The following is a 20,582-nucleotide window of genomic DNA, read 5'->3' as shown; positions in this document are numbered from 1 at the left end:
CGCCGACTACACCTGCTGGAACACCTCCTCGGCGATGAGGCCGCCCAGGTTGCGGTACTTAGCCAGCCGACGCGGCAGCAGTTCGTTGATCCCGGCGCAGGACAGGGTGGCCAGTTCGTATTCGATGGCCTGCCCCATGCGCTGGCAGAAGGCCTTTGCCTCCCGGGCGGCGTCGCCGCGTTCGTCCACGATGTGTTCCACAAGTCCGTTGGCGTAGAGCGAGGCCACGTTGACGCCTTGGGCCTCGGACATGGCCGGTGCAAGGTCGGTGCTTCGGTGGACGATGGCACTGGCGCCCTCCGGCGGCAGCGGGGACAGCCATGCATGCTGAGCGGCGATCGTGCGGTCCGCGGGCAGAAGGGCCAGCGCCCCGCCGCCGGCGCCCTGTCCGAGCAATACGGACACTGTGGGCGAGTTCAGCCCGATCAGGTCGTGCAGCGACCGGGCGATCTCGCCGGCCAGTCCGCCTTCCTCGGCCTCTTTGGAGAGGGCGGCGCCGCCTGTGTCGATGACGGTGAGCAGCGGCAGGCCAAGTTCCTCGGCCAGGCGCATGCCGCGCCGGGCCTCGCGGAGCGACGCGGGGCCCATTGCCGTCTGCTGCGAGGGCCGGGGACGGGTGTGGCCGATGACCACGCAGGATTCCTGCCCGAAGCGGGCCAGGGCAAGCTGAAGGCCGGGGTCTTTTTCCCCCTGGCCGGTGCCGTTGAGCGGCAGCACGTCCCGGGCCCCGTGCGCCAGCAGTTGGCGCAGGTCCGGCCGGCGCGGATTGCGGGACATTCCGATCGATTCCCAGGCGCCGGCGTCGGACGGTCTGACGGAAAGTGTCCTGGGCGGGTCGAGCCGGGAATGCGGACCGGTGACCAGGATGCTGAGGGCGCGGTCGACGACGCCGGACAGTTGCCAGGGCGGCACCACGGCGTCCACGAGCCCCTTGTCGAAGAGGTTTTCGGCCACCTGGACGTTCTCGGGGAACTGGGTGCCGTGGAGGGCCTCGAAGACCCGTGGTCCGAGGAATCCGAGCAGGGCGCCGGGCTCGGCCACAGTGATATGGCCCAGTGAACCCCAGGACGCCATCACTCCGCCCGTGGTGGGATGCCGCAGGTAGACGAGGTAGGGCAGCCCGGCCTGGCGGTGTGCCCGGACGGCCGCGGTGATTTTCACCATGGACAGGAACGCGATGGTCCCCTCCTGCATCCGGGTGCCACCCGACGCCGGGCCCGCGAGGAGGGGAAGTCCTTCCCGGGTGGCCCGCTCGACGGCGCTGACGATGCGTTCCGCTGCCGCGAGCCCGATGGAACCGGCCAGGAAGCGGAACTCGCTGACGACCACCGCAACGCGGCGGCCGCGGATAAGGCCCTCGCCGGTGAGGACGGATTCGTCCGCACCGGTTTTTGCGCGGGCCGCCGCCAGTTCCTGCCGGTACTCGGGTCCCGGATCTGGGTCCACCACCGGGGCGTCCCAGCTCCGGTACGATCCGGGATCGAGCACGGCGTCGAGGAGTTCGGTAGCGTCCAGGTGCCGGACTTTCTGCTCCGTCAGCATGCCTGGTGACCTTCCGGGTCCGTAACTGCCTGCTCTGTGCCGCCTCGACCGGCGGGCACCAGCCCAAGCCACTGCCGGATCTGGTCCCCGTCCTGGTCCAGCAGCGGCGGGGCGGTGTGCGCCTTCAGCGTCGTTTCTGCGGTGTCGGCCGGGCTGAAGAACCGCAGCGGCGGACCCGGGAGGCTCACGTTGCCGAGGATTTTGTGGTCGACGTCGATCACGAGCCCCTGCGAGTGGACCTGTTCCCATTCGTACACCTCGTCCAAGGTTCTGACCTTGCCGGCCGGGATGCCGGCCTCGTTCAGTTTGGCGAGCAGCGGTTCGGCCTCGAAATCGGAGAACACCCGCTCCACTTCCTCGATGACTTTCTCGCGGTTGCGTACGCGGTCCGCGTTGCTGGCGAATTCCGGCCGCGTGGTGTCGATCCCGAATGTGGAGGCGAACGTGCCCCAGAGCTTCTCGCTCCCCACGCTGATCTGTACCCGGCCCCGCTGGCAGTGGAACAGGCCGTAGGGGGCGATGGAGGGATGGTGGTTGCCCTGGGCCTTCGGAACCTCGCCGGCGACCGTGGCCCTGGTGCCCTGGAAGGCGTGGACGCCGATAATCGCCGCGAGCAGTGACGTGCGGACGATCTGTCCCTGACCGGTCCGCTCACGCTGCAGCAAGGCGGCGAGGGTGCCGAACGCCCCGTACATGCCGGAGAGGAGGTCCGCGATGGGCACGCCCACCCGCTGCGGATCGTCCGGCCCGGAACCGGTCAGGGACATCAGCCCGGCCTCACCCTGCAGGATCTGGTCGTAACCGCTCCGCTGGGATTCCGGCCCGTCGTGTCCGAAACCCGTGATTGACAGGACCACGAGTGCCGGATTGAGGGCATGCATCTCCGCGGCCGGGAATCCCAGACGGTCCAGTACCCCGGGGCGGAAGTTCTCGATCACGACGTCGGCGCGCCCCAGCAGTTCGCGCAGAACTGTCCGCCCGTCGTCGCTCTTCAGGTCCAGGGCAATGGATTCCTTGTTGCGGTTGCAGGACAGGAAGTAGGTGGCCTGGGGATCGTCCTCGGGGCCCACGAAGGGGGGACCCCAGCCGCGGGTATCGTCTCCGGTGCCGGGGTTCTCTATCTTGATCACCCGCGCGCCCAGGTCAGCGAGCATCATCCCGGCGTGCGGGCCGGCGAGGGCACGGCTCAGGTCCACCACGAGGTAGCCCGTGAGGGGACCCTCGGTTTGCGGCGTGGATTCAGTGCTCATCGTGATGTTCCTTCTCTTGCTTGTCGTTGCTGCTGCACGTTGGTGATGCGGCTGTTCGCCGCCTTGCCGGCTACATCCAGCCCGGGACCACCATGACCAGCCAGGCGATGGCGGGTCCGACGGCGACGACGATGCCGCTGTAGGCGAGGATCTGTTTGTAGAACCTTTCCTTGTCCACGTCTTCCGGCGCGTTGGCCAGCACCAGGGCGCCGTTGGTGGAGAAGGGGGAAACATCCACGATCGTGGAGGCCACGGCCAGGGCGGCGATAACCCCGACGGCGCCGATCTCTCCGGTGGCCAGGAACGGCACCGCCAGGGGAATGAGGGCCGCGAGAATTGCGGTGGAGGAGGCGAAGGCCGAGACGATGGCGCCGATGTAGCAGATCAGCAGGGCGGCCAGCAGCGGCATGCCCAGGTGGGCCACGCCGTCGGACACGAACTTGATGGTGCCGGCTTCCTCGAGGACGCCCACGAACGTGAGCATGCCGCAGATGAGCAGGACAGTGGACCAGCTGATCTTGTTGACGGCGCCCTTCTGGGCTGCCGGGGACACGAGGGCCAGGACGATGGCGATGGTGATGGAGACGAAGCCGACGTCCACCTTGAAGCCCAGCGAGATGACGGCGAGGGCGATCAGGCCCAGGATGGTCACGACCTGGGGCACGGAGGCGCGGGCACCGTTGCCTGCCTGCCCTCCGGCCGCGGAGGAACCGGTTGCCGATGCCCCGGAGGCGGCCGAGGTGCCTTTCGAGGAGACGCCGGCGGAGGAAAGGTCGGATCCGGAGCCCTGCAGCGTCACGCCGGCCACGCGGGCACCCACACTGACGGACATGCGCTTTTCAGCGGCCTGCTCCACCAGGCGCCCGCCCGGGGTGGACAGCAGCTTGCTGCCGCCGAGGACGATGAACAGCACCAGCGCAATGGCGAGGTTGAAGAAGAAGCTGGCCAGGAAGATCGCCATGGGGCTGGCTTCCAGTTCCGTCTTGGCGATGATGCCGTTGACGGTGACGCCGTAGACGGCGATGGGGGAGAAGCCGCCGGCCTGCGCGCCGTGGACCACCATCATGCCCATCATGAGCGGATTGATCTTGTGCTTGGCGGCGAAGCTCAGCGCGATCGGCGCGATGATGGCGACGGCGGCCGGGGAGAGGGCGCCGACGGCGGTAATCACCGCAGTGATGGCGAACATGACCCAGGGGATGAGGGCCACCTTGCTGCCCACCATCCGGACGGCACCCCGGACCAGGAGGTCAATGGTGCCGTTGTTCTGCGCGATGGCGAACAGGTAGGTGACCCCGACGATCGTCAGGAACAGGCCGCCGGGGAAGTTGGCGAGGATGTCGTTGGTGGACATTCCCAGCACGACCGAGCCCAGCAGGAATGCACCCACGAAGGCCAGGGCTCCCATGTTGAGGGGCAGCACCGTGGCCAGCAGGAACATCACCGCCAGGATGACGATTGACAGGACAGGAGCGGACATCTTTGTTCCTCCGGAATAGAAGTAGGGTGATGAACTGGCTTAGTGGCCTAGCCTCCTAGACACTAGGTGACTTTGTCAATAGTTCTCCGGTAGGCTGACTGCCAAGGACGTCGCCGGAAGGACGCGCATGGCAAAGCAGGCAGCAACGCATCAGATTTCCCGCGTCTCGCGGCCCCGGCTCTATGAGCAGCTCGTGGAGCAGCTCATGGACTTCATCGAGTCCGCCCAGCTGGGCCCGGGAGACACTTTGCCGGCTGAACGGGAACTTGCCGAACGGCTGGGAGTTTCGCGGGCAACCCTTGCCCAGGCCCTCGTGGCCCTAGAAGTGCTCGGCGTGATAGACGTCCAGCACGGCACCGGCGCGGTGCTGGTCTACCGGCCCAACGTTCCGTCCGTGATCAAGGGCCTCCGCGAGTACCGCAGCCGGCTGCCCGAGATCGTGGAGGCGCGAAGCACGCTCGAGGTAAAACTTGCCGAGCTCGCTGCCGCCCGGCGCACCGACGACGACATGAAAGCCATCGACAAGGCACTCGACGCGATGGCTGAAGAGGTTGCCTCGGGAGCCAGGGGAGCACGCGGCGACGAGCTGTTCCACCAGGCCGTGACGGCCGCGGCGCACTCGGCGGTACTGGCCCAGCTGATGACGTTCATTGCCGGCATGGTCCTGGAAACGCGTTTGGAATCGCTGGGGCAGCCCGGCCGCCCGGAGCAGTCGCTCGCTTCGCACCGCAAGATCGCCGCCGCGATCCGGGCCCAGGATTCCGTGGCGGCAGCCTCGGCAATGCTGGAGCACATCGACCTTGTCTCCGACGTCGCCCTCCTGAAGAACGGCTGATTAGAAGGTCCAGCTACGCCGGTCCTGCCAGCCGGACGCTCCTGCGCTCGGGCGTTGTTGATCGGGGAGCGGGGTGTGTCCCGCCGGAATAACAACGGCGACGGATGCCCGCCAGCTAGAATTCAGGTGTGAAAGCAGACGTGTTGGCGGTGGCGGCGTGAGCGAGAACGCCGCGAAAGAGTTTAGGCGCCCTCCCACCGCCCAGGCTTTCGTCCTTACCGAGCTGCGGCGCGGAATTATCGCAGGGGAGTTCCTGCCCGGCCAGCCGCTTCGTCAAAACACTCTCGCCGAGCGGTTCGGCGTCAGCCGCGTTCCAGTCCGCGAAGCATTCAAGGTCCTCGAAAGCGAGGGCCAGGTGGTCTACGAGCCTCACCGTGGGCACAAAGTCGCCACCCTATCGCTCACGGACCTCTTGGAGGTCTACCGGCTCAGGCAGCTGCTGGAAGCCGAAGCCGCCCGGGTTGCGGTCGGGAAACGGAGCGAGGGTGTCCTCGCCGCGATGAGGGCGGCCGCCAGGGACGTTGAAACGGCCAGTGCCGCCGGTGATCTGCTCAAGATGACCGAGGCGAACCGGCGGTTCCACTTCGCACTGTTGACAGCGGCCCGCATGCCGCGCCTGGAACGGATCGTGCAGGTCCTGTGGGACGCGACTGAGGCCTACCGGTTCGTGTACTACGGCGCGGAGGACAACCGGGCCAGAGTGGAGCGGGAACATACCCGCATCATCGAGGCCTACGCGGAGGGGGACGCGGAGCTGCTGATCACCCTGCTGGACGAGCACCGGGAGCATGCCGTGGATGCCCTGCGAACCTTCCTGGACGTCCCCTAACCGCCGGATAACATAACGATTGTGTGACACGGGTTACTGCGGGCCACAATATTGGATACATTATCCAAATGGTCTTCCCAGCAACCCGCAATGATGCGGCCTTCAACACAGGCGTGGCACAACCGCCCACCGGAACGTCGTGGCGCCCGTGAACGACTGGCTCGGGTTGAGCGGTGCCCGAGTACTGGTTGCAGGCGCCGGAGGAATCGGGAGCGCCTGCATTGAGGAAATCGTGGCAGCCGGGGCGAGGGTGCTCGCGGTTGACCGCGATGACTCCCGGCTGGCTGCCCTTGGTCAGGGGGTGGCCACCGAACAGGCCGACCTCACGTCGACCCAGGGCTGCGAGGATGCCGTTGCCGCAGCCCAGGAAGGGCTCGGCGGGCTGGACGTTCTGGTGCACTCCATTGGCGTGAACCACCGGGTGCCGATTCTCGAAACTGCGGATGAGGACTGGAACCGCATCCTGGAGCTCAACCTCACCAGCGCCTTCCGGCTGGGCCGCGCAGCCGGTCGCGTCATGGTGGAAGCCGGCTTCGGGCGCCAGATCTACTGCTCGTCGGTCTCCGGCATCCTGGCCCATCCTGACCACGGTCCCTACGCAGCCAGCAAAGGCGGCATCAACCAGCTGGTCCGGGTCATGGCCCGCGAGTGGGCCTCCCGCGGAGTAACGGTTAACGCCATCGCCCCCGGCTACGTGGATACGGACCTGACCAGGACGCACCTGGACCGCCCCGGAGTGCGCGACCACTACACCTCGATGGTCCCGGCCGGACGGCTCGGTACAGTCAACGACCTGACCGGCCCAGTTCTCTACCTGGCCTCCCGCCAGGCGGCCTTCGTCACCGGACATGTCATGTATGTGGACGGGGGCAGGACCCTTGTCTAGGACCTCCCACGGAGAAGCGGGGCCCGCAGGAGCCCCCCGGGGAGGCCGCTTTCCGCTCCTCGCTCCGGACGAGCTCTCGGATCAGCAGCATGATCTGTATGGCGCCATCGCAGGCCCGCCGCGGGGAAACGGGCCGTTTTCCATTGTCGACGGATCCGGCCGCCTGGCCGGCCCCTTCAATGCGCTGCTGCACTCGCCCGCGATCGGCAACGCGGTGCAGGCCTTGGGAGCCGTCCTGCGCTTTGGCGGATCGCTGCCGGACCGCACGCGGGAACTGGTCATCTGCGCCGTCGCCGCGGAACTGGAGTCCGCCTACGAGTGGTACGCGCACAGCCGGGTCGCCACGAGCATGGGCATCAGCGGCACCGAGCTGAAGAAGCTGCACGACGGCGAAATCCCGGACACCCTGACCGCGGACGAGAGCGCGGCGCTGGGCCTGACGCGTGCCCTGCTGCGCGGCACCGTTGTCGGCCAGGAAATACATGCGACCGCCCTTGAACACTTTGGACACGGAGGGATTACGGAGCTTTCGGTGCTGGTGGGCTACTACCGCCTGCTGGCAGGCATCCTCGCCGCCGGAGATGTTCCCGTTCCCCCAACCGCCACCGGAGAACCCGCACACCGGGCCGACTGACGCCCAACCAGCCATCGCTACACCATCATCACCACTTAGGGAGATTAACCATGACCGCTATGACCATCCCTGCCCGGAGGCGCATGCAGCGTCTGTGTGCAGCAGCAATCCTTGTACCGGCCGTTTTTCTTTCCGCGTGCGGCAGCCCCGCTGTCAGCGGCAGTGACGGGGCCGGGAGTGCGGCAGGCCAGGGCGGCACGTTGTCTATCGCCACGGGCGGCACCGGCGGGGTCTACTATCCGCTGGGCGGAGGCTTCTCCACCGTGATCCGGGACAACGTCAAGGGCTATGACGCCACCGTCCAGGAAACGAACGCGTCCGTGGACAACATGCTGCTGCTCGAAAACGGGTCGGCCCAGATCGCCTTCGGTGTGGGCGACGTGGTTTCCGATGCTGTCGAAGGCGCAGGCGAATTCAAGGGAAAGCCCCTGGCTCTCTGCTCCCTCGGCAACATCTACAACAATTTCATGCAGGCAGTCACCGTCGACGGCCCGGGGATCCACAATGTGAAGGACATGGCGGGCAAAGTCATCTCGGTCGGCGCGCCCAGCTCCGCCACCGAGGTCGCGGCGCTGCGCATCCTCGAGGCCGCCGGAATTGACCCGAAGACGGGCATCGAGCGCCGCCAGCTCGGCGCGGCGGAGACCGTCGCAGCGCTGCGCGACGGAACGATCGACGCCGGATTCTGGTCCGGAGGGCTGCCCACCGGCGCGTTGATTGACCTGGCGAGCGACGGCGACATGAAGCTGCTTTCGATCGGCGAGTACGCGGACCCGCTCGCGCAGAAATACGGCGCGTACTACGTGAAGCAGGACATCCCGGCCAACACCTACGAAGGGCAGGGCGAGGCCGTCTCCGCGATCGCTTCGCCGAACATCCTGGTTGCCAGCAAGAAGATGGGAACACAGCTTCAGCAGGACATCACCACCGCCCTCTTTGACCACAAGGACGCCTTGGTCAAGGTGCATCCCGCAGCCGGCGAGATGGATCGGGCCACCGCCGGTGACGTTTCCTTCGTGGAGACGTGCCCCGGGTCGAAGGCCTACTTCGACAAGTCCGGAAGCTAGGCCCCCATGCCTAGGCCAGCCGCCGCCGTCGTCGGCCTCGTATGCCTCGGCATGCTGGGAGCGGGTGGAATTGCCGTGGCCGGCGCGCCGGCGGAATCTCACCGTAGCCGCGCCATTGTGATCAGCAATGACGGCGGCGAACTGGCGAGCGTTCCCCTTGCCGGGGACACGTTCGCGGTGAGCTACCGCAACTCGATTTACGGCACTGTCGCTGAAGAGCGGTACACCGCCCAGGACGATGGAAGCTACCGCCTGGCGCAGCTGGCCGCCGACCAGCTGGCGGTGCTTGAAGAGTACTACGCCGTTCCCGGACCGCCGTCCGCGGCCGGGGACACCGACCGCAGGGAATGGGTGACCGACCCTGATCCGGGGCACCCTGCGGAGTTTAGCCGGCTGTCGCTGGCAGCAACGGATCTAGGCCGCCGCACCGTGTACGTCCCGGGTGCCCCGCCGCTTGAACTATGGAAGTTAGTCGAAGACAGCGACCCGTTCGTTGTGCTATCCCTCAAGGAGACCCCATGACCGAGATACCCAACGGCAACGGCGCCGTTCAGGCACGTACCTCACCTGTTTCCCCGGGACGCTCCGTGCGGACGGACGCGGACGGTGATGTCGCCGTCAACCCCACGGATAAGGACGGGGTGATTGATGAAGAGGCGCTGATCGCGGAGTTCGAGGCGGAGAAACCTGCCCGCCACTTGAGCGGGATCCCCGGCACCGTGGTGAAGGCCATCGGTGTGGCATTGTCCCTGTTTGCGCTGTATTGGGTCCTCAACCCGATGCCCACCCAGTTCTACCTGCCCGCGTTCCTGATGATCGGGCTGTCCATGACGTTCCTGGTCTACCGGGGGTGGGGCCGCTCGGCCGGGGCCAAGGAGTCCGGACGCTCGGACAACCCGCACATACTGGACTGGCTGCTCGCCGCAATTGCCGTGGTTCCGTTCGCCTACATCATCTCGGACTGGGACGGCTTTTTCCGCCGCGCGATCACGCCGACCTACCTTGACCTGATCATGGGCGTGATCGCGATCCTGGTCACGCTTGAGGCATCCCGCCGGACGGTGGGCATCCTCGTCCCGCTGGTGGTGATGGGCTTCTTCGCGTATGCGGCGTTCGGTTCCTTCGTCCCTGCTCCGTTCAACACGTCGTCCTTTAACTGGATCCGGCTCGTTGGCCACAACGTCATGGGGACGCAAGGGCTGTTTGGAGTTCCCACCGACGTCGCGGCGTCGTACATCATTCTTTTCACCATCTACGGCGCCGTTCTGGGCGCCTCCGGCGCCACCAAGTTCTTCATCGACCTCTCGTTCTCCGCCTTCGGACAGTCGAAGTCGGGTCCCGGCCGTACCGTGACCCTTGCCGGCTTCCTGCTGGGCACCGTGTCGGGTTCCGGCGTAGCCACCACCGTGACCCTGGGCGGCATCTCCTGGCCGCTGCTGCGCAAGGCAGGCTACCCGAAGGAACACGGCGGCGCCATCCTGGCGGCTGCCGGTATCGGCGCCATCATGTCCCCGCCCACGCTCGGTGCCGCAGCCTTCATCATCGCCGCGCTGCTTGGAGTCTCGTACCTTCAGGTGCTCATCTGGGCCACCATCCCCACGGTCCTGTACTACTTCGGCATCATCCTCGCGATCGAAATGGATGCCCGGCGGTTCAAGACCAAGGCCGTGGACTTCGACGTCAAGCCGGTCGGGAAACTGCTGCTGCGGTTCGGGTACCACTTCAGTTCCCTCATCGCGATCGTGGTGTTCATGGCCATGGGTATGACACCTTTCCGCGCCGTGGTGTTCGCCACCGGTCTCGCATTTGTGTTCAGTTTCCTGGACCGCCAGTCCTGGCTGACGCCCAAGCGCATCTGGGACGCGCTTGCCACCGGCGCCATGGGCGCCCTGTCCGTGATCCCCGTCATGGCGGCCGCCGGGCTCATCGTCGGAATCATGACCCTCACCGGCCTGGGCCTGAAGCTAGCGAACATCATCGTGGACTTTGCCGGCGGGAACCTGCTGCTGACCGCCATCTTCTCCGCCATCTCCGTCACCCTCCTGGGACTTGCGGTGCCGGTAACGGCAAGCTTCATCATTTCGTGGGTGATTATCGGACCCGCCCTGCAGGATGTCGGTGTTCCGGCATTCGCGGCCGCGATGTTCATCTTCTACTACTCGGTGCTCAGCGAGGTGTCACCGCCGACCGCACTGTCGCCGTTCGCGGCGTCGGCCATTACCGGCGGAAAACCCATCAAGACGATGTGGCTGACCTGGCGGTACACGCTGTCGGCCTTCCTGGTCCCGTTCATCTTTGTGCTGTCCGATGACGGCGTCGGGCTGCTCCTGCAGGGCGGTCCAGGGTCGATCGCACTGGCGTTCACCGTCTCGCTCCTGGCTGTGGCCTCCCTTGCCGTGGCAACCGGGGCTTGGCTCTTCGGCCCGGCCCGCTGGCCCGAACGGGTTCTGCTGGGCGCCGGGTCACTGCCCATGCTGGTCATGGAGCCCCTCTACATCGGCATCGGGGCAGTCATCATTGCCCTGGGCGTCCTGGTACATGTCCTCGGGCTGCGCCGGTATCGCCGGGACGAAGCGGTGGGAGCCCCCGCCGTGTCCGCGTCCCGGGAGAAGAGGGCAGCGCGGACGTGACCTCCGCAGGCGCCGGACCCGGCGTCCGCAAAGCCCCGGCCGCAACATCGTCGCTGGCCAGCGCTGAACACGTAGTTTCCATGGCCCTTGGCCGAATTGGCCCTTGACCGAAAGGACAGCATCACTATGACGACACCGATCCCGCACCTCGCCGCCGGCCTCTGGGGAGTTCTGGCCACACCGTTCAGCGGAACGCATTTTGCCGTGGACACCGATTCCCTGCGCCGCGAAGTGCAGCTTTACACCGCAATACCGGCCACCGGAATGGTGGTGCTTGGCGTCTTCGGCGAGGGGGCATCCCTGGATGCCGGGGAGCAGGCCCTGATTGTGCGGACCGTCTCAGAGGAGGGGGAAGACGCACCTCTCGTGGTGGGCCTTTCGGCCCGGTCAACGGCAGTGGCGCTGGAACAAGCCCGTGCCGCGGTTAAAGCGGCGGGCAGCAACCTTGCAGCCCTCATGGTGCAGGCCAACAGCTCCGATCCGGAGGTGCTCGCGGCCCACCTGACCGCCGTGCACCGGGCAACGGGCGCGGGAATCGTGCTGCAGGACTACCCCGTGGCGTCCGGCGTGAACATCAGTGCGGTGCAGATCCTTGAGGTGCTGGCGCGGTGCCCGTTCATCGTGGCCGTCAAGTCGGAGGCACCGCCGACCGCCTCCGCCATTGCCAGGCTGACGGGCGCCACGTCCGTGCCCGTGTACGGCGGACTCGGGGGAGTGGGGCTGCTGGATGAGCTGGCCGCCGGCGCGGCCGGTGCCATGACCGGATTCTCGCATCCCGAGGGTCTTCAGGCCGCGTTGACAGCATGGGCCGACGGCGGCTTCCGCGCCGCCCGCGAGGCCTTCGCCCCGTGGCTGCCCCTGGTGAACTTCGAGGCCCAGCCCGGCGTAGGACTGGCCCTGCGCAAGGAAGTGCTGCGCCGCCGCGGCATCATCTCTGAATCCATCGTGAGGCCGCCCGCTCCGAAACTGCCGCCAGCGCTGGCGGACCTGATCGATGCCCACCTCGAAGCTGTTCGGATGGTGATTGCCTGATGGAGACCGGTTTGAAGGGAAAGAACGTTCTGGTTCCGGGCGCAAGCTCGGGGATAGGCCTCGCCATCGCCCGGGCGTTGGCCGAGGAAGGCGCCAACGTGGTGCTGGCTGCGCGACGCGGGGACCTGGTCCGGGCGGAAGCTGCGCGTCTGGATTCCGCCGTCGGCATCGGCATCGACCTCACGGACGGCGGCGCCCCGTCGGCCCTGGTGGAGGCGGCGGTGGAGGCCTTTGGCCCCATCGATGTGCTCATCCTCAACAGCGGCGGACCGCCTCCCGGTGGCGCCGCGGATGTCTCGGATGAACAGGCCCTTGACGCCGTGCACCAGCTGCTGCTGCAACACATTCGACTCACCGCCCTGGTGCTTCCCGGCATGCGGGACCGCGGCTGGGGGCGCGTAGTGGCAGTGGGCTCCAGCGGGGTGCAGCAGCCGCTGCCCAACCTGGCGTTGTCCAACATCGGGCGGGCCGGGCTCGCCGGTTACCTCAAGACCCTGGCGGCGGAGGTGGCAAAGGACGGCGTGACCGTCAATATGGTGCTCCCAGGCCGCATCGACACCGACCGCGTCGGATCACTTGACGCAGCGGCGGCCAAACGCACCGGCCGCTCGCCGGAGGAAACGAGGGCGGACTCGGAAGCCTCGATCCCTGCCGGCCGGTACGGCAAGCCCGAGGAATTCGCCGCAGTCGTGGCCTTCCTGGCGAGCGGACCTGCATCCTACGTGACCGGGGAACAGATCCGCTGCGACGGCGGACTCGTCCGTTCCTACTAACCGAAAGAACAATTCCATGACTTCCCGAATCCTTCATCTCTGCTCCATCCGCGACGGTTCCGTTCCCGCCGGAGCCAACCCCGACGGATCCGTTCCCGGGCAGGCCCGCGAAGAGGCGGCCGTCGTCCACCCGCGACGCGGAGCCGCGCTGGTCCGCGACTTGCTCCCGGGCTTTACCGGCGACATCCTCGACGTCCTCACCGGGGACCTGCTCGGGGAACTGGAAACGGCCGCAGCCAACGCCGACGACGCCGTCTTCCGCGATCCGGAGCACGTCACCTACGGCGCCCCGTACCGTCGCCCCCGCATGCTGTGGGGGATCGGCCTGAACTACGTGGAGCACGCCTCCGACCTCACCGAGGCGGTGCCCGACGAGCCGGCCTCGTTCATCAAAGGCGACCACACGGTCATCGGCCCGGACGAGAACATTCCGATCCCGGAACAGAGCCAGCGCACCACCACCGAAGCGGAGATCGCCGTCGGGATCGGCCGATACTGCCGCAATGTCGAACCTGAGGATGCGCTGTCCTATCTGGCCGGAGTTGTACCGGTACTGGACCAGACGGCGGAGGACATCCTGCAGCGCAATCCGCGGTTCCTCACCCGCTCCAAGAACTTTCCGGGATTCTTTTCCTTCGGCCCCCGGATCGTGCCCCTCGCCGAGGTGGAGGATGCCGCCGGCTCCCTGGCCGAGGTCACGGTATCCACCGTGGTCAATGGGGAGGTGCGCCGCAGCAATACGGTGTCGCACATGCGCTACGACCCGGCATACCTGATCAGTTTCCACAGCAAGGTAATGCCGCTCTTCCCCGGTGACATTATCTCCACGGGAACGCCCGGAGCAGTGCATATCGAACCGGGGGACATCGCCGAATGCCGCGTGACGGGGCTCGGAACCCTCAGTAATCCCGTGACCTCCTCCAGCTGAGACTGCAGAACCATAACCAAAGGAGGCTGACTCTCGTTGAACAGCACACAATCTTTCCCTACTGGCCCTCCCGCCGCCGCACCCTTGGACGGAATCAAGGTGGCGGATTTCTCCCGGGTCCTCGCCGGACCCTTTGCAACCATGATGCTCGCTGATTTCGGCGCCGATGTGATCAAGGTGGAGAGCCCGGCCGGCGACGACACCCGAGCCTGGGTGCCGCCCGTGGACGAACACGGCGCGGGCACGTACTTCTCCAGCGTCAACCGGAACAAGCGCTCGGTGGTGTGCGACCTGCGCACCGAGGAAGGGCTCGCGCGGGCGCTGGACATAGCGCTGACCGCCGACGTCGTTATTGAAAATTTCCGGCCCGGCGTCATGCAGCGGTTCGGCCTGGACTATGAAACGCTCCGGGCGGAGCGCCCGGACCTGGTCTACTGCTCCATCACGGGATTCGGAAGCAAGGGTGGGGCGCACCTGCCCGGATACGACCTCCTGGTCCAGGCCGTGGGGGGACTGATGAGCGTCACCGGATCCCCGGAGTCGGAACCGAGCAAGGTGGGGGTGGCACTGGTGGACGTGGTGACCGGCCAAAACGCGGTGGTAGGCATCCTTGCCGCGCTGCGAAGCCGCGACCATACCGGCAGGGGCCAGCGGGTTGACGTCAACCTGCTGTCCTCGCTGCTTGCCGGGCTCGTCAACCAGGCATCCAGCACCCTGGCCACCGGCGAATCCCCGCAGCGCATGGGCAACGCTCATCCCAGCATTGCGCCGTACGAGACGCTGCACACCGCGGACGGGCCCCTAGCCCTGGCGGTCGGAACGGACAAGCAGTTTGCCGCCCTGACACGGGTGCTGGGCGTTCCCGAACTGTCGGACGACAGCAGGTTCCGCGGCAACGCGAACAGGGTAGCCCACCGGGTCGAGCTGAAGACGTTGCTTGAGGAGCAGCTTCGGAAAAAGCCGGCGTTGGAATGGTCGGGCCGGCTGAGCGAGGCGGGCGTACCCGCCGGCAAGGTCAACTCCATCGTGGAAGCGATCCAGCTGGCCGCCGATCTGGGGCTGGAGCCCGTGGTGGAGATTGCGGACGGGTCCAGCCCCCGAACCTCCCGACAGGTCGCCAACCCCATCCAGCTCTCGGAAACGCCCGCCACGTACCGGCGGCTGCCGCCGCTGCTCGGCGAACACAGCGGCGCGACCTTCCCGGAGCGGAACAACCGGGCAGCCCTCCAACCCACACCCACCGGAAAGTAGAACCATGACTGACACTTCAGACCTCATCGGCATCGACACACTGCTCACGCCGGAGGAACTCACCCTGCGGGAGAAAGTCCGCGGATTCGTGGACTCCGTCATCAAACCAAATATCGCCGACTGGTACGAGCGCGCGGAGTTCCCGCTGGAGATTGTGCCGCGCATGGCGGAACTGGGCCTGCTCGGCATGCACATCAAGGGCTACGGATGCCCCGGCCGGACCTCGGTGGAGTATGGTCTGGCCGCCCTGGAGCTGGAAGCCGGCGACTCGGGTCTGCGGACGTTTGTCAGCGTCCAGGGTTCGCTGGCCATGAGCGCCATAGCCAAGCACGGATCGGAAGAGCAGAAGAACGAGTGGCTTCCGCGCATGGCCGCCGGAACAGCCATCGGCTGCTTCGGCCTCACCGAGCCCTCCGCCGGGTCCGACCCCGGAAACATGCTGACCTTCGCAAAGCGCGACGGCGACGACTGGATCCTCAACGGCAGCAAGCGCTGGATCGGGCTGGCCTCGGTGGCGCAGGTGGCCATCATCTGGGCCATGACCGACGACGGCGTCCGCGGATTCGTCGTCCCCACCGGCACTCCCGGCTTCAAGGCCACGCCCATCCAGCAGAAACTCTCCATGCGCGCGTCCATTCAGTGCGATATCGAACTGACGGACATCCGGTTGCCGGCGAGTGCCATGCTGCCCAACGCCAAGGGCCTCCGCGGCCCGTTCGAGTGCCTCAATGAGGCCCGGTACGGCATCATCTGGGGCGCCATGGGAGCGGCACGTGACAGTTACCTCACCGTCCGGGACTATTCGCAGCAGCGCCTGCAGTTCGGCAAGCCGCTCGCCGGCTACCAGCTGACCCAGGAGAAGCTGGTCAACATGGCACTGGAAATCAACAAGGGCACGCTCCTGGCACTGCAGCTGGGCCGGCTGAAGGACGCCGGAGTCCTCCAGCCGCACCAAATCTCCGTGGGCAAGCTGAACAACTGCCGCGAAGCGATCAAGATCTGCCGCGATGCCCGCGCCATGCTCGGCGGCAACGGCATCACCCTGGACTATTCCCCGCTGCGCCACGCCGACAACCTCGAGAGCGTGCGCACCTACGAGGGAACGGATGAGGTGCACACGCTGATACTGGGCAACCACATCACCGGGATTCCGGCCTTCCGATGAGTAGCTTGTGACTGAACCGGCGGCCGAGCCGACGCGCGGCATCCGGCGGGGGCTGACGGACTACGGAGATGCGGGATTCTCCCTGTTTCTGCGGAAGCCCTTCGTCATCGGGATCATCAACACCGGCAGCGGCCACTGGATACGGTGCCGTTGCCGGTGCTGGGCGAGCTCCCGGGCCCGGGATCTGGCCCAAGGGCGCCTGCACAGGCCGCGGACAGGTCAGAGGATACCCACTACGACCGCTATTGCATTCAGCGCGGTTCAAAGCCGACGATGGCTGTTCATTCGCGGAATATCCGGGCGGTTTCTTTCTGCCGTGGATCAGCGTACGGGAGTGGCTAACCGTGCAGCGAATCGAATGAGATACCCATCGGGGTCCTGGACCAGGAATTGTGAAACTCCGGCCTCTGTGTCGCCCGTTTGGTACCACGTGTTTTCCGGGGCCATGAAGAGCGGCCAGCCGGCCGCCGAAAGACGTTCCACCAAGGTGTTATCGCAGGTACACCGACTTGGAAATTAACACCGCGGCCCAGCGGACTCTCAAGAGTGCCAGGGACCCAATTTCGACCGACCCCGATCTGCTCGAGCATGACGTGCGCCGTTCCCGAGTGAAGATACGCGAACCCCTCCTCCGGTCGGTCGTAGAGAATCTCGAAACCGCAGAGTGTGACCCAAAAGTGGAGGCTCGTGACGAGATCGGTGATCAGGAGTTCTGGCACAAGGCCTGGGGCTATGGGGGCTCCTTCGCCCGATGCGGATGTCATGTCCCCCATTATGGTGCCGTTCCGTCCCTCGGTCCGGCCCGCAAGGGTGTGACTATTCGCGGACGATTGGGGTTATATATCGCAGGATTGGTTGGCCGTTTAGGCGCCCGCAGGGAACCCCTGTCGGGCACCTAGCTGGACTCCGAGCACCGTACGGACGGCGATAGCGCCGCCGTGGTCGTCCGCGATACGTTGCATGCCGATCTTTTCGGCCACCCGACGTGAAGAAACGTTTTCTGGATGGATGATTGCGATGAGCCGTTGAACGTGCAGTTCATCGCGCGCAAAATCCTTGCAGGCTGCGGCGGCTTCGGTCGCGTATCCGCGTCCCTGGACGTCGGTGCGCATGTGGTAGCCGACCTCCAGCTCGGAGCGGCCGTTGACTTCCTGCCACGTCAGGCCACAGTCACCCAGAAACATGCCGTCGTGGGTTTCCACGATCCATAGCCCGTAGCCGTGCTCGGCGTAGTTGGATTCATTCCACGCTATCCACAACGCAGCTTCGTCCCTGGACTTGGGCGCGGGGTAATACGTCATCACCGCCGGATCACCCAGCAGCTCGCTCATGCTGTCGAGGTCCGCTGAAGTCATCTGACGGAATCGTAGTCGAGCAGTCTCGGTGGGAAGCACTCACAAAGCTTACAGATTCCCGTAAGCCGGTCCCTTCAACAGGCATCCCGGCGAGGCCTTTGAGTGGAACAACCGGTATCAATGACCGTAAGGAAGGGGACCGGGCCGCGTGTTTGCGGCGCGAACCATGGCTTGCGGGTCGGCCAGCCGTTCACCACCCGAAGCAGCGTTGTGCGTCAGACGGCGGCCCGTTCAGGGGTTCGGAGGAAACAGCTGACCAGAACGGCGGCGACAAGGCAGAGGGCTGCGTTGACGCCGATGGCCGGAAGAACGCCGTCGAGAACCTGTGCCGGGGAGTGTTCGGCAGTCCGGTGGGAGAGGGATGCGGCGATGATGCTGCTCATGGCGGGGATGCCCATGGTGATGCCGACCTGTTGGCTCATGGTGGTGAGTCCGGTGGCGAGGCCTTGTTCGGTGTCGGGAAGCCCGGTGGTGGCGGTGACCATGAAGCCGACGATGGCGGCGAGGTTGGCCACCCCGCCGATGAAGGTTCCAATCAGCACGATGATGAGCGAGGCCGGGCTGGTGTTGATGAAGAGCAGGGACCCGGTGGCTGCTGCCTGGATGCCGAGTCCGGTGATGATGGTGGTCTTGGCGCCGAGCCTGCCGATGAGTTTCGGCGCGATGAGGCCGCCGACGACGGTGCCGACGCCGAGCACGGCAAACGCCAGTCCTGCCCCCAGCGGGGTGTAGCCGAGGACCTGCTGGAGGTAGAGGGTGAGGACAAAGACCAGTGAGGTTCCCCGCCGCACATCTCGTTGGAGTGTCGACTCACAAACTTTCAATGGGCGGTGGCCTGATAATTTGTGGCGGCCAGAATACCGTTGAAGCTATGATGGAGTGCTGCTTCAGCGCTCCGCCCCGTTCCGGAAGCTGGCCGCCAGTTCGCTGCGGGAACGGATCCCGAGTTTTGAGTAGATCCTGGTGAGGTGGTACTGCACGGTTTTGACGGACACATAGAGTTCCGAGGCGGCCTCTTTGTTGCTTAAGCCGCCGGATACCAGTTTGGCCACGGCCTGTTCCTGGGCCGTGAGCCCGCTGAAGTCCAAACCTTCGCGCCGGGCGGAACTCAGGCCGCCGGCCCGCAGCTCGCGTTCACAGCGTTCAACATAGGCGTGTGCCCCTAGGAGCCCGCTGATTTAGGCGGATCTTTAGGGTCCGGGTTTTGCGGAGGGCCGTTTTTTGCATCGGTGCCGGGCGTTGGTTGTGGCGTTGTGGGGCTGAAATCCTGTTCGGTGGTCAGTCTTAAACGCTTCGTGGGGCTTCTGTCGGCCGTTCAGGCTGGTCTCTATGTGGCGGTCCTGGTCCGGGGTGTTATCCAAGTGCCCAGGCCCCCTCGTGGTTGGTGAGTCCGAGGTTGAGGAGTCGTTTGAGGTTGATTGCGGCGGCGCGGGTGAGCCACCAGGCATGATTTTTGGTCACGCCGCGGTAAGGGACGCGTCTTGCTCCGCGGGTCATCCACGCGATTGAGCGTTCGACCATCGGCCGGTGCCGGCGGTAGTCGGCCTGGAAGCCCGGGTCAGTAGCCTTGGCCCGGTGTTCGCGGCGGAGCCGGTCGTGCGGGTGGATCAGCATTTTCCGCCCGTTCCTGGCCGTCGTGCACCGGCTCATCAGCGGGCAACCCCCGCAGGCACTGCCGAAACTGGCCCGTCCTTTCGCGCTGATCGGGCGGCTGATTTTCGCCGGACAGGTCACGGTGTTCGCGGCATCGTCGATGCTGAAGTCATCGATGGTGAACCCGTCGGGGACGGCACGGCCCAGCGGCATCGGTTTGATGACCGGGGTGTGCCCGGCGGCCGTGAGCGCGGCCAGCAGTTCGCCGCTGCCATAGGCTGAATCGCCCAGCACCTGGACCTGTTGCGTTCCGATGCTGGTGTCAGCGGCAACGAGTTCGGCACCGCGGGCCGCGTCGCTGTTCTCCGGCCCGGCCGCTTTCGTCAGGGCCGCGGCGGTGACCAGGCCGGTCTCGGGCTCGATCACGACGTGGCTTTTGAATCCGTCGATCTTCTTCTGCCGGCTCTTATGCGCGTGCCGGGCTTCCGGGTCAACGGTGGAGATCACCCGGTCCGGGGCGACCTTGCGGGCGATCCTCCACCGACCGTCCGTGCCATCGGAGCCCTCGGCGGGCTCGACGTCCTGCCCGGCAACCAACGCCAGGAGTGCAAGTATTTCCTGCTGCCCATCATCCAGGGATTCGGCATCGATACTGCCCAGCAGGGTCAGGGCGTCGGTAACCAGCGCGGACACGAGATCATCCCGGGCACCCTTGTCATCCCAGGCGATATCCGGCTTCCCGGGCTTGGCATAATCATGGCCCCTCAGACCCGCGACCACCCCGTCCGCGCCGGGGATGTCCCGACCGACCCGGCGGATCTGCGCGATCAGCTGGGTGACCGTGTCCTGCCGGGCCACCGCGTCCTCAAGGATCGTCGAATCAACCGCCCGGCGCCTGCGCCCGGAGAGCGCACCCGAGCCGGCGATGACCTCGGTGACGGCCTCGAAAATCCGGTGCGGACGGTCACTTTTGGCCAGGCGCCGACGCCAATACGTCAACACCGTCGGATGGAACGCGCCCTGGTCCAGGCCGAACCCGCACGCCGCCTTCCACCGCAGATCAAACGTCAACGCCTCAGCAGTTTCGCGGTCCGAGAGATTATGCAGGGTCTGCAGGACCATGACCGAAGCGATCACGTCCGCCGGGGTCGACGGGCGGCCGCGCCCGGAAGGAAACAGGTCCTCGAACGCATCGTCAGGGAACAGCTCGTGCCGGTGCTCGGCAAGGAACCTGAACACCGACCCGACCGGGAGCATATGCCCGGCCAGGGCACCGACATCCAAAAGCTGACGCTGACCATCATCACGACCCTGCATACACCAAGTCTTAAC

General features: G+C 66.1%; 19 protein-coding genes. 12 read left to right on the top strand and 7 right to left on the bottom strand.

What is annotated here, in order from left to right; genetic code table 11:
• Nucleotides 1-6: 6 nt before the first annotated feature.
• The 3 genes from ACVWZ8_RS19920 to ACVWZ8_RS19910 form a co-directional block, all read right to left on the bottom strand.
• A complete protein-coding gene (locus tag ACVWZ8_RS19920) occupies nucleotides 7-1,542 on the bottom strand; it encodes a carboxyl transferase domain-containing protein (RefSeq protein ID WP_456505597.1) in 1,536 nt (511 codons plus the stop codon).
• On the bottom strand, nucleotides 1,536-2,792 hold the full coding sequence (locus tag ACVWZ8_RS19915) for a CaiB/BaiF CoA transferase family protein (RefSeq protein WP_456505596.1): 1,257 nt from the start codon (nucleotides 2,790-2,792) through the stop codon (nucleotides 1,536-1,538). Before ACVWZ8_RS19915 ends, ACVWZ8_RS19920 begins: the two co-directional genes overlap by 7 nt.
• 70 nt (nucleotides 2,793-2,862) lie before the next feature.
• A complete protein-coding gene (locus tag ACVWZ8_RS19910) occupies nucleotides 2,863-4,272 on the bottom strand; it encodes an SLC13 family permease (protein WP_456505595.1) in 1,410 nt (469 codons plus the stop codon).
• Between the two features lie 127 nt (nucleotides 4,273-4,399).
• Here ACVWZ8_RS19910 and ACVWZ8_RS19905 point away from each other — a divergent pair, with 127 nt between their 5' ends.
• The 12 genes from ACVWZ8_RS19905 to ACVWZ8_RS19850 all read left to right on the top strand — a co-directional run bounded on the left by ACVWZ8_RS19905 (nucleotide 4,400) and on the right by ACVWZ8_RS19850 (nucleotide 16,302).
• Nucleotides 4,400-5,107: a FadR/GntR family transcriptional regulator gene (locus ACVWZ8_RS19905; RefSeq protein ID WP_456505594.1), complete on the top strand. Its 708-nt coding sequence runs from the start codon at nucleotides 4,400-4,402 to the stop codon at nucleotides 5,105-5,107.
• 157 nt (nucleotides 5,108-5,264) lie between these two features.
• Entirely contained in the window at nucleotides 5,265-5,936 is a 672-nt protein-coding gene (locus tag ACVWZ8_RS19900; protein ID WP_426977545.1) for a GntR family transcriptional regulator, read from the top strand.
• A 148-nt stretch (nucleotides 5,937-6,084) separates the two neighbouring features.
• A complete protein-coding gene (locus tag ACVWZ8_RS19895; RefSeq protein WP_456505593.1) occupies nucleotides 6,085-6,822 on the top strand; it encodes an SDR family NAD(P)-dependent oxidoreductase in 738 nt (245 codons plus the stop codon).
• On the top strand, nucleotides 6,815-7,456 hold the full coding sequence (locus ACVWZ8_RS19890; RefSeq protein WP_426977547.1) for a carboxymuconolactone decarboxylase family protein: 642 nt from the start codon (nucleotides 6,815-6,817) through the stop codon (nucleotides 7,454-7,456). The genes ACVWZ8_RS19895 and ACVWZ8_RS19890 overlap by 8 nt, the downstream gene beginning before the upstream one ends.
• A gap of 50 nt (nucleotides 7,457-7,506) precedes the next feature.
• Nucleotides 7,507-8,523: a TAXI family TRAP transporter solute-binding subunit gene (locus tag ACVWZ8_RS19885; RefSeq protein ID WP_426977548.1), complete on the top strand. Its 1,017-nt coding sequence runs from the start codon at nucleotides 7,507-7,509 to the stop codon at nucleotides 8,521-8,523.
• 6 nt (nucleotides 8,524-8,529) lie between these two features.
• Nucleotides 8,530-9,045: a hypothetical protein gene (locus tag ACVWZ8_RS19880; protein ID WP_426977551.1), complete on the top strand. Its 516-nt coding sequence runs from the start codon at nucleotides 8,530-8,532 to the stop codon at nucleotides 9,043-9,045.
• Nucleotides 9,042-11,153 carry a TRAP transporter permease gene (locus ACVWZ8_RS19875; RefSeq protein ID WP_456505592.1) on the top strand — a complete coding sequence of 704 codons (2,112 nt, stop codon included), beginning with the start codon at nucleotides 9,042-9,044 and terminating at the stop codon, nucleotides 11,151-11,153. The genes ACVWZ8_RS19880 and ACVWZ8_RS19875 overlap by 4 nt, the downstream gene beginning before the upstream one ends.
• A gap of 126 nt (nucleotides 11,154-11,279) precedes the next feature.
• The gene (locus ACVWZ8_RS19870; RefSeq protein ID WP_426977553.1) at nucleotides 11,280-12,185 is read left to right on the top strand and encodes a dihydrodipicolinate synthase family protein; all 906 of its coding nucleotides are present in this window, start codon (nucleotides 11,280-11,282) and stop codon (nucleotides 12,183-12,185) included.
• Nucleotides 12,185-12,958, top strand: coding sequence for an SDR family oxidoreductase (locus ACVWZ8_RS19865; RefSeq protein WP_426977554.1), 774 nt, complete (start codon nucleotides 12,185-12,187; stop codon nucleotides 12,956-12,958). Before ACVWZ8_RS19870 ends, ACVWZ8_RS19865 begins: the two co-directional genes overlap by 1 nt.
• 16 nt (nucleotides 12,959-12,974) lie before the next feature.
• On the top strand, nucleotides 12,975-13,886 hold the full coding sequence (locus ACVWZ8_RS19860) for a fumarylacetoacetate hydrolase family protein (RefSeq protein WP_456505591.1): 912 nt from the start codon (nucleotides 12,975-12,977) through the stop codon (nucleotides 13,884-13,886).
• An 84-nt stretch (nucleotides 13,887-13,970) separates the two neighbouring features.
• Nucleotides 13,971-15,137: a CaiB/BaiF CoA transferase family protein gene (locus ACVWZ8_RS19855; RefSeq protein ID WP_456505590.1), complete on the top strand. Its 1,167-nt coding sequence runs from the start codon at nucleotides 13,971-13,973 to the stop codon at nucleotides 15,135-15,137.
• A 4-nt stretch (nucleotides 15,138-15,141) separates the two neighbouring features.
• The gene (locus ACVWZ8_RS19850; RefSeq protein ID WP_456505589.1) at nucleotides 15,142-16,302 is read left to right on the top strand and encodes an acyl-CoA dehydrogenase family protein; all 1,161 of its coding nucleotides are present in this window, start codon (nucleotides 15,142-15,144) and stop codon (nucleotides 16,300-16,302) included.
• Nucleotides 16,303-17,165: 863 nt separating this feature from the next.
• Here the strand turns inward: ACVWZ8_RS19850 and ACVWZ8_RS19845 are convergent.
• The 4 genes from ACVWZ8_RS19845 to ACVWZ8_RS19830 form a co-directional block, all read right to left on the bottom strand.
• Nucleotides 17,166-17,696, bottom strand: coding sequence for a GNAT family N-acetyltransferase (locus ACVWZ8_RS19845; RefSeq protein WP_456505588.1), 531 nt, complete (start codon nucleotides 17,694-17,696; stop codon nucleotides 17,166-17,168).
• Nucleotides 17,697-17,872: 176 nt separating this feature from the next.
• On the bottom strand, nucleotides 17,873-18,448 hold the full coding sequence (locus ACVWZ8_RS19840; protein ID WP_456505587.1) for an MFS transporter: 576 nt from the start codon (nucleotides 18,446-18,448) through the stop codon (nucleotides 17,873-17,875).
• A 96-nt stretch (nucleotides 18,449-18,544) separates the two neighbouring features.
• Entirely contained in the window at nucleotides 18,545-18,745 is a 201-nt protein-coding gene (locus ACVWZ8_RS19835) for a response regulator transcription factor (RefSeq protein ID WP_456505586.1), read from the bottom strand.
• A 265-nt stretch (nucleotides 18,746-19,010) separates the two neighbouring features.
• On the bottom strand, nucleotides 19,011-20,567 hold the full coding sequence (locus ACVWZ8_RS19830; protein WP_456505585.1) for an IS1182 family transposase: 1,557 nt from the start codon (nucleotides 20,565-20,567) through the stop codon (nucleotides 19,011-19,013).
• Nucleotides 20,568-20,582 lie beyond the last annotated feature (15 nt).

It is taken from the genome of Arthrobacter sp. UYCu723, from assembly GCF_054059215.1.
This window is presented reverse-complemented; position numbering and strand designations above follow the sequence as displayed.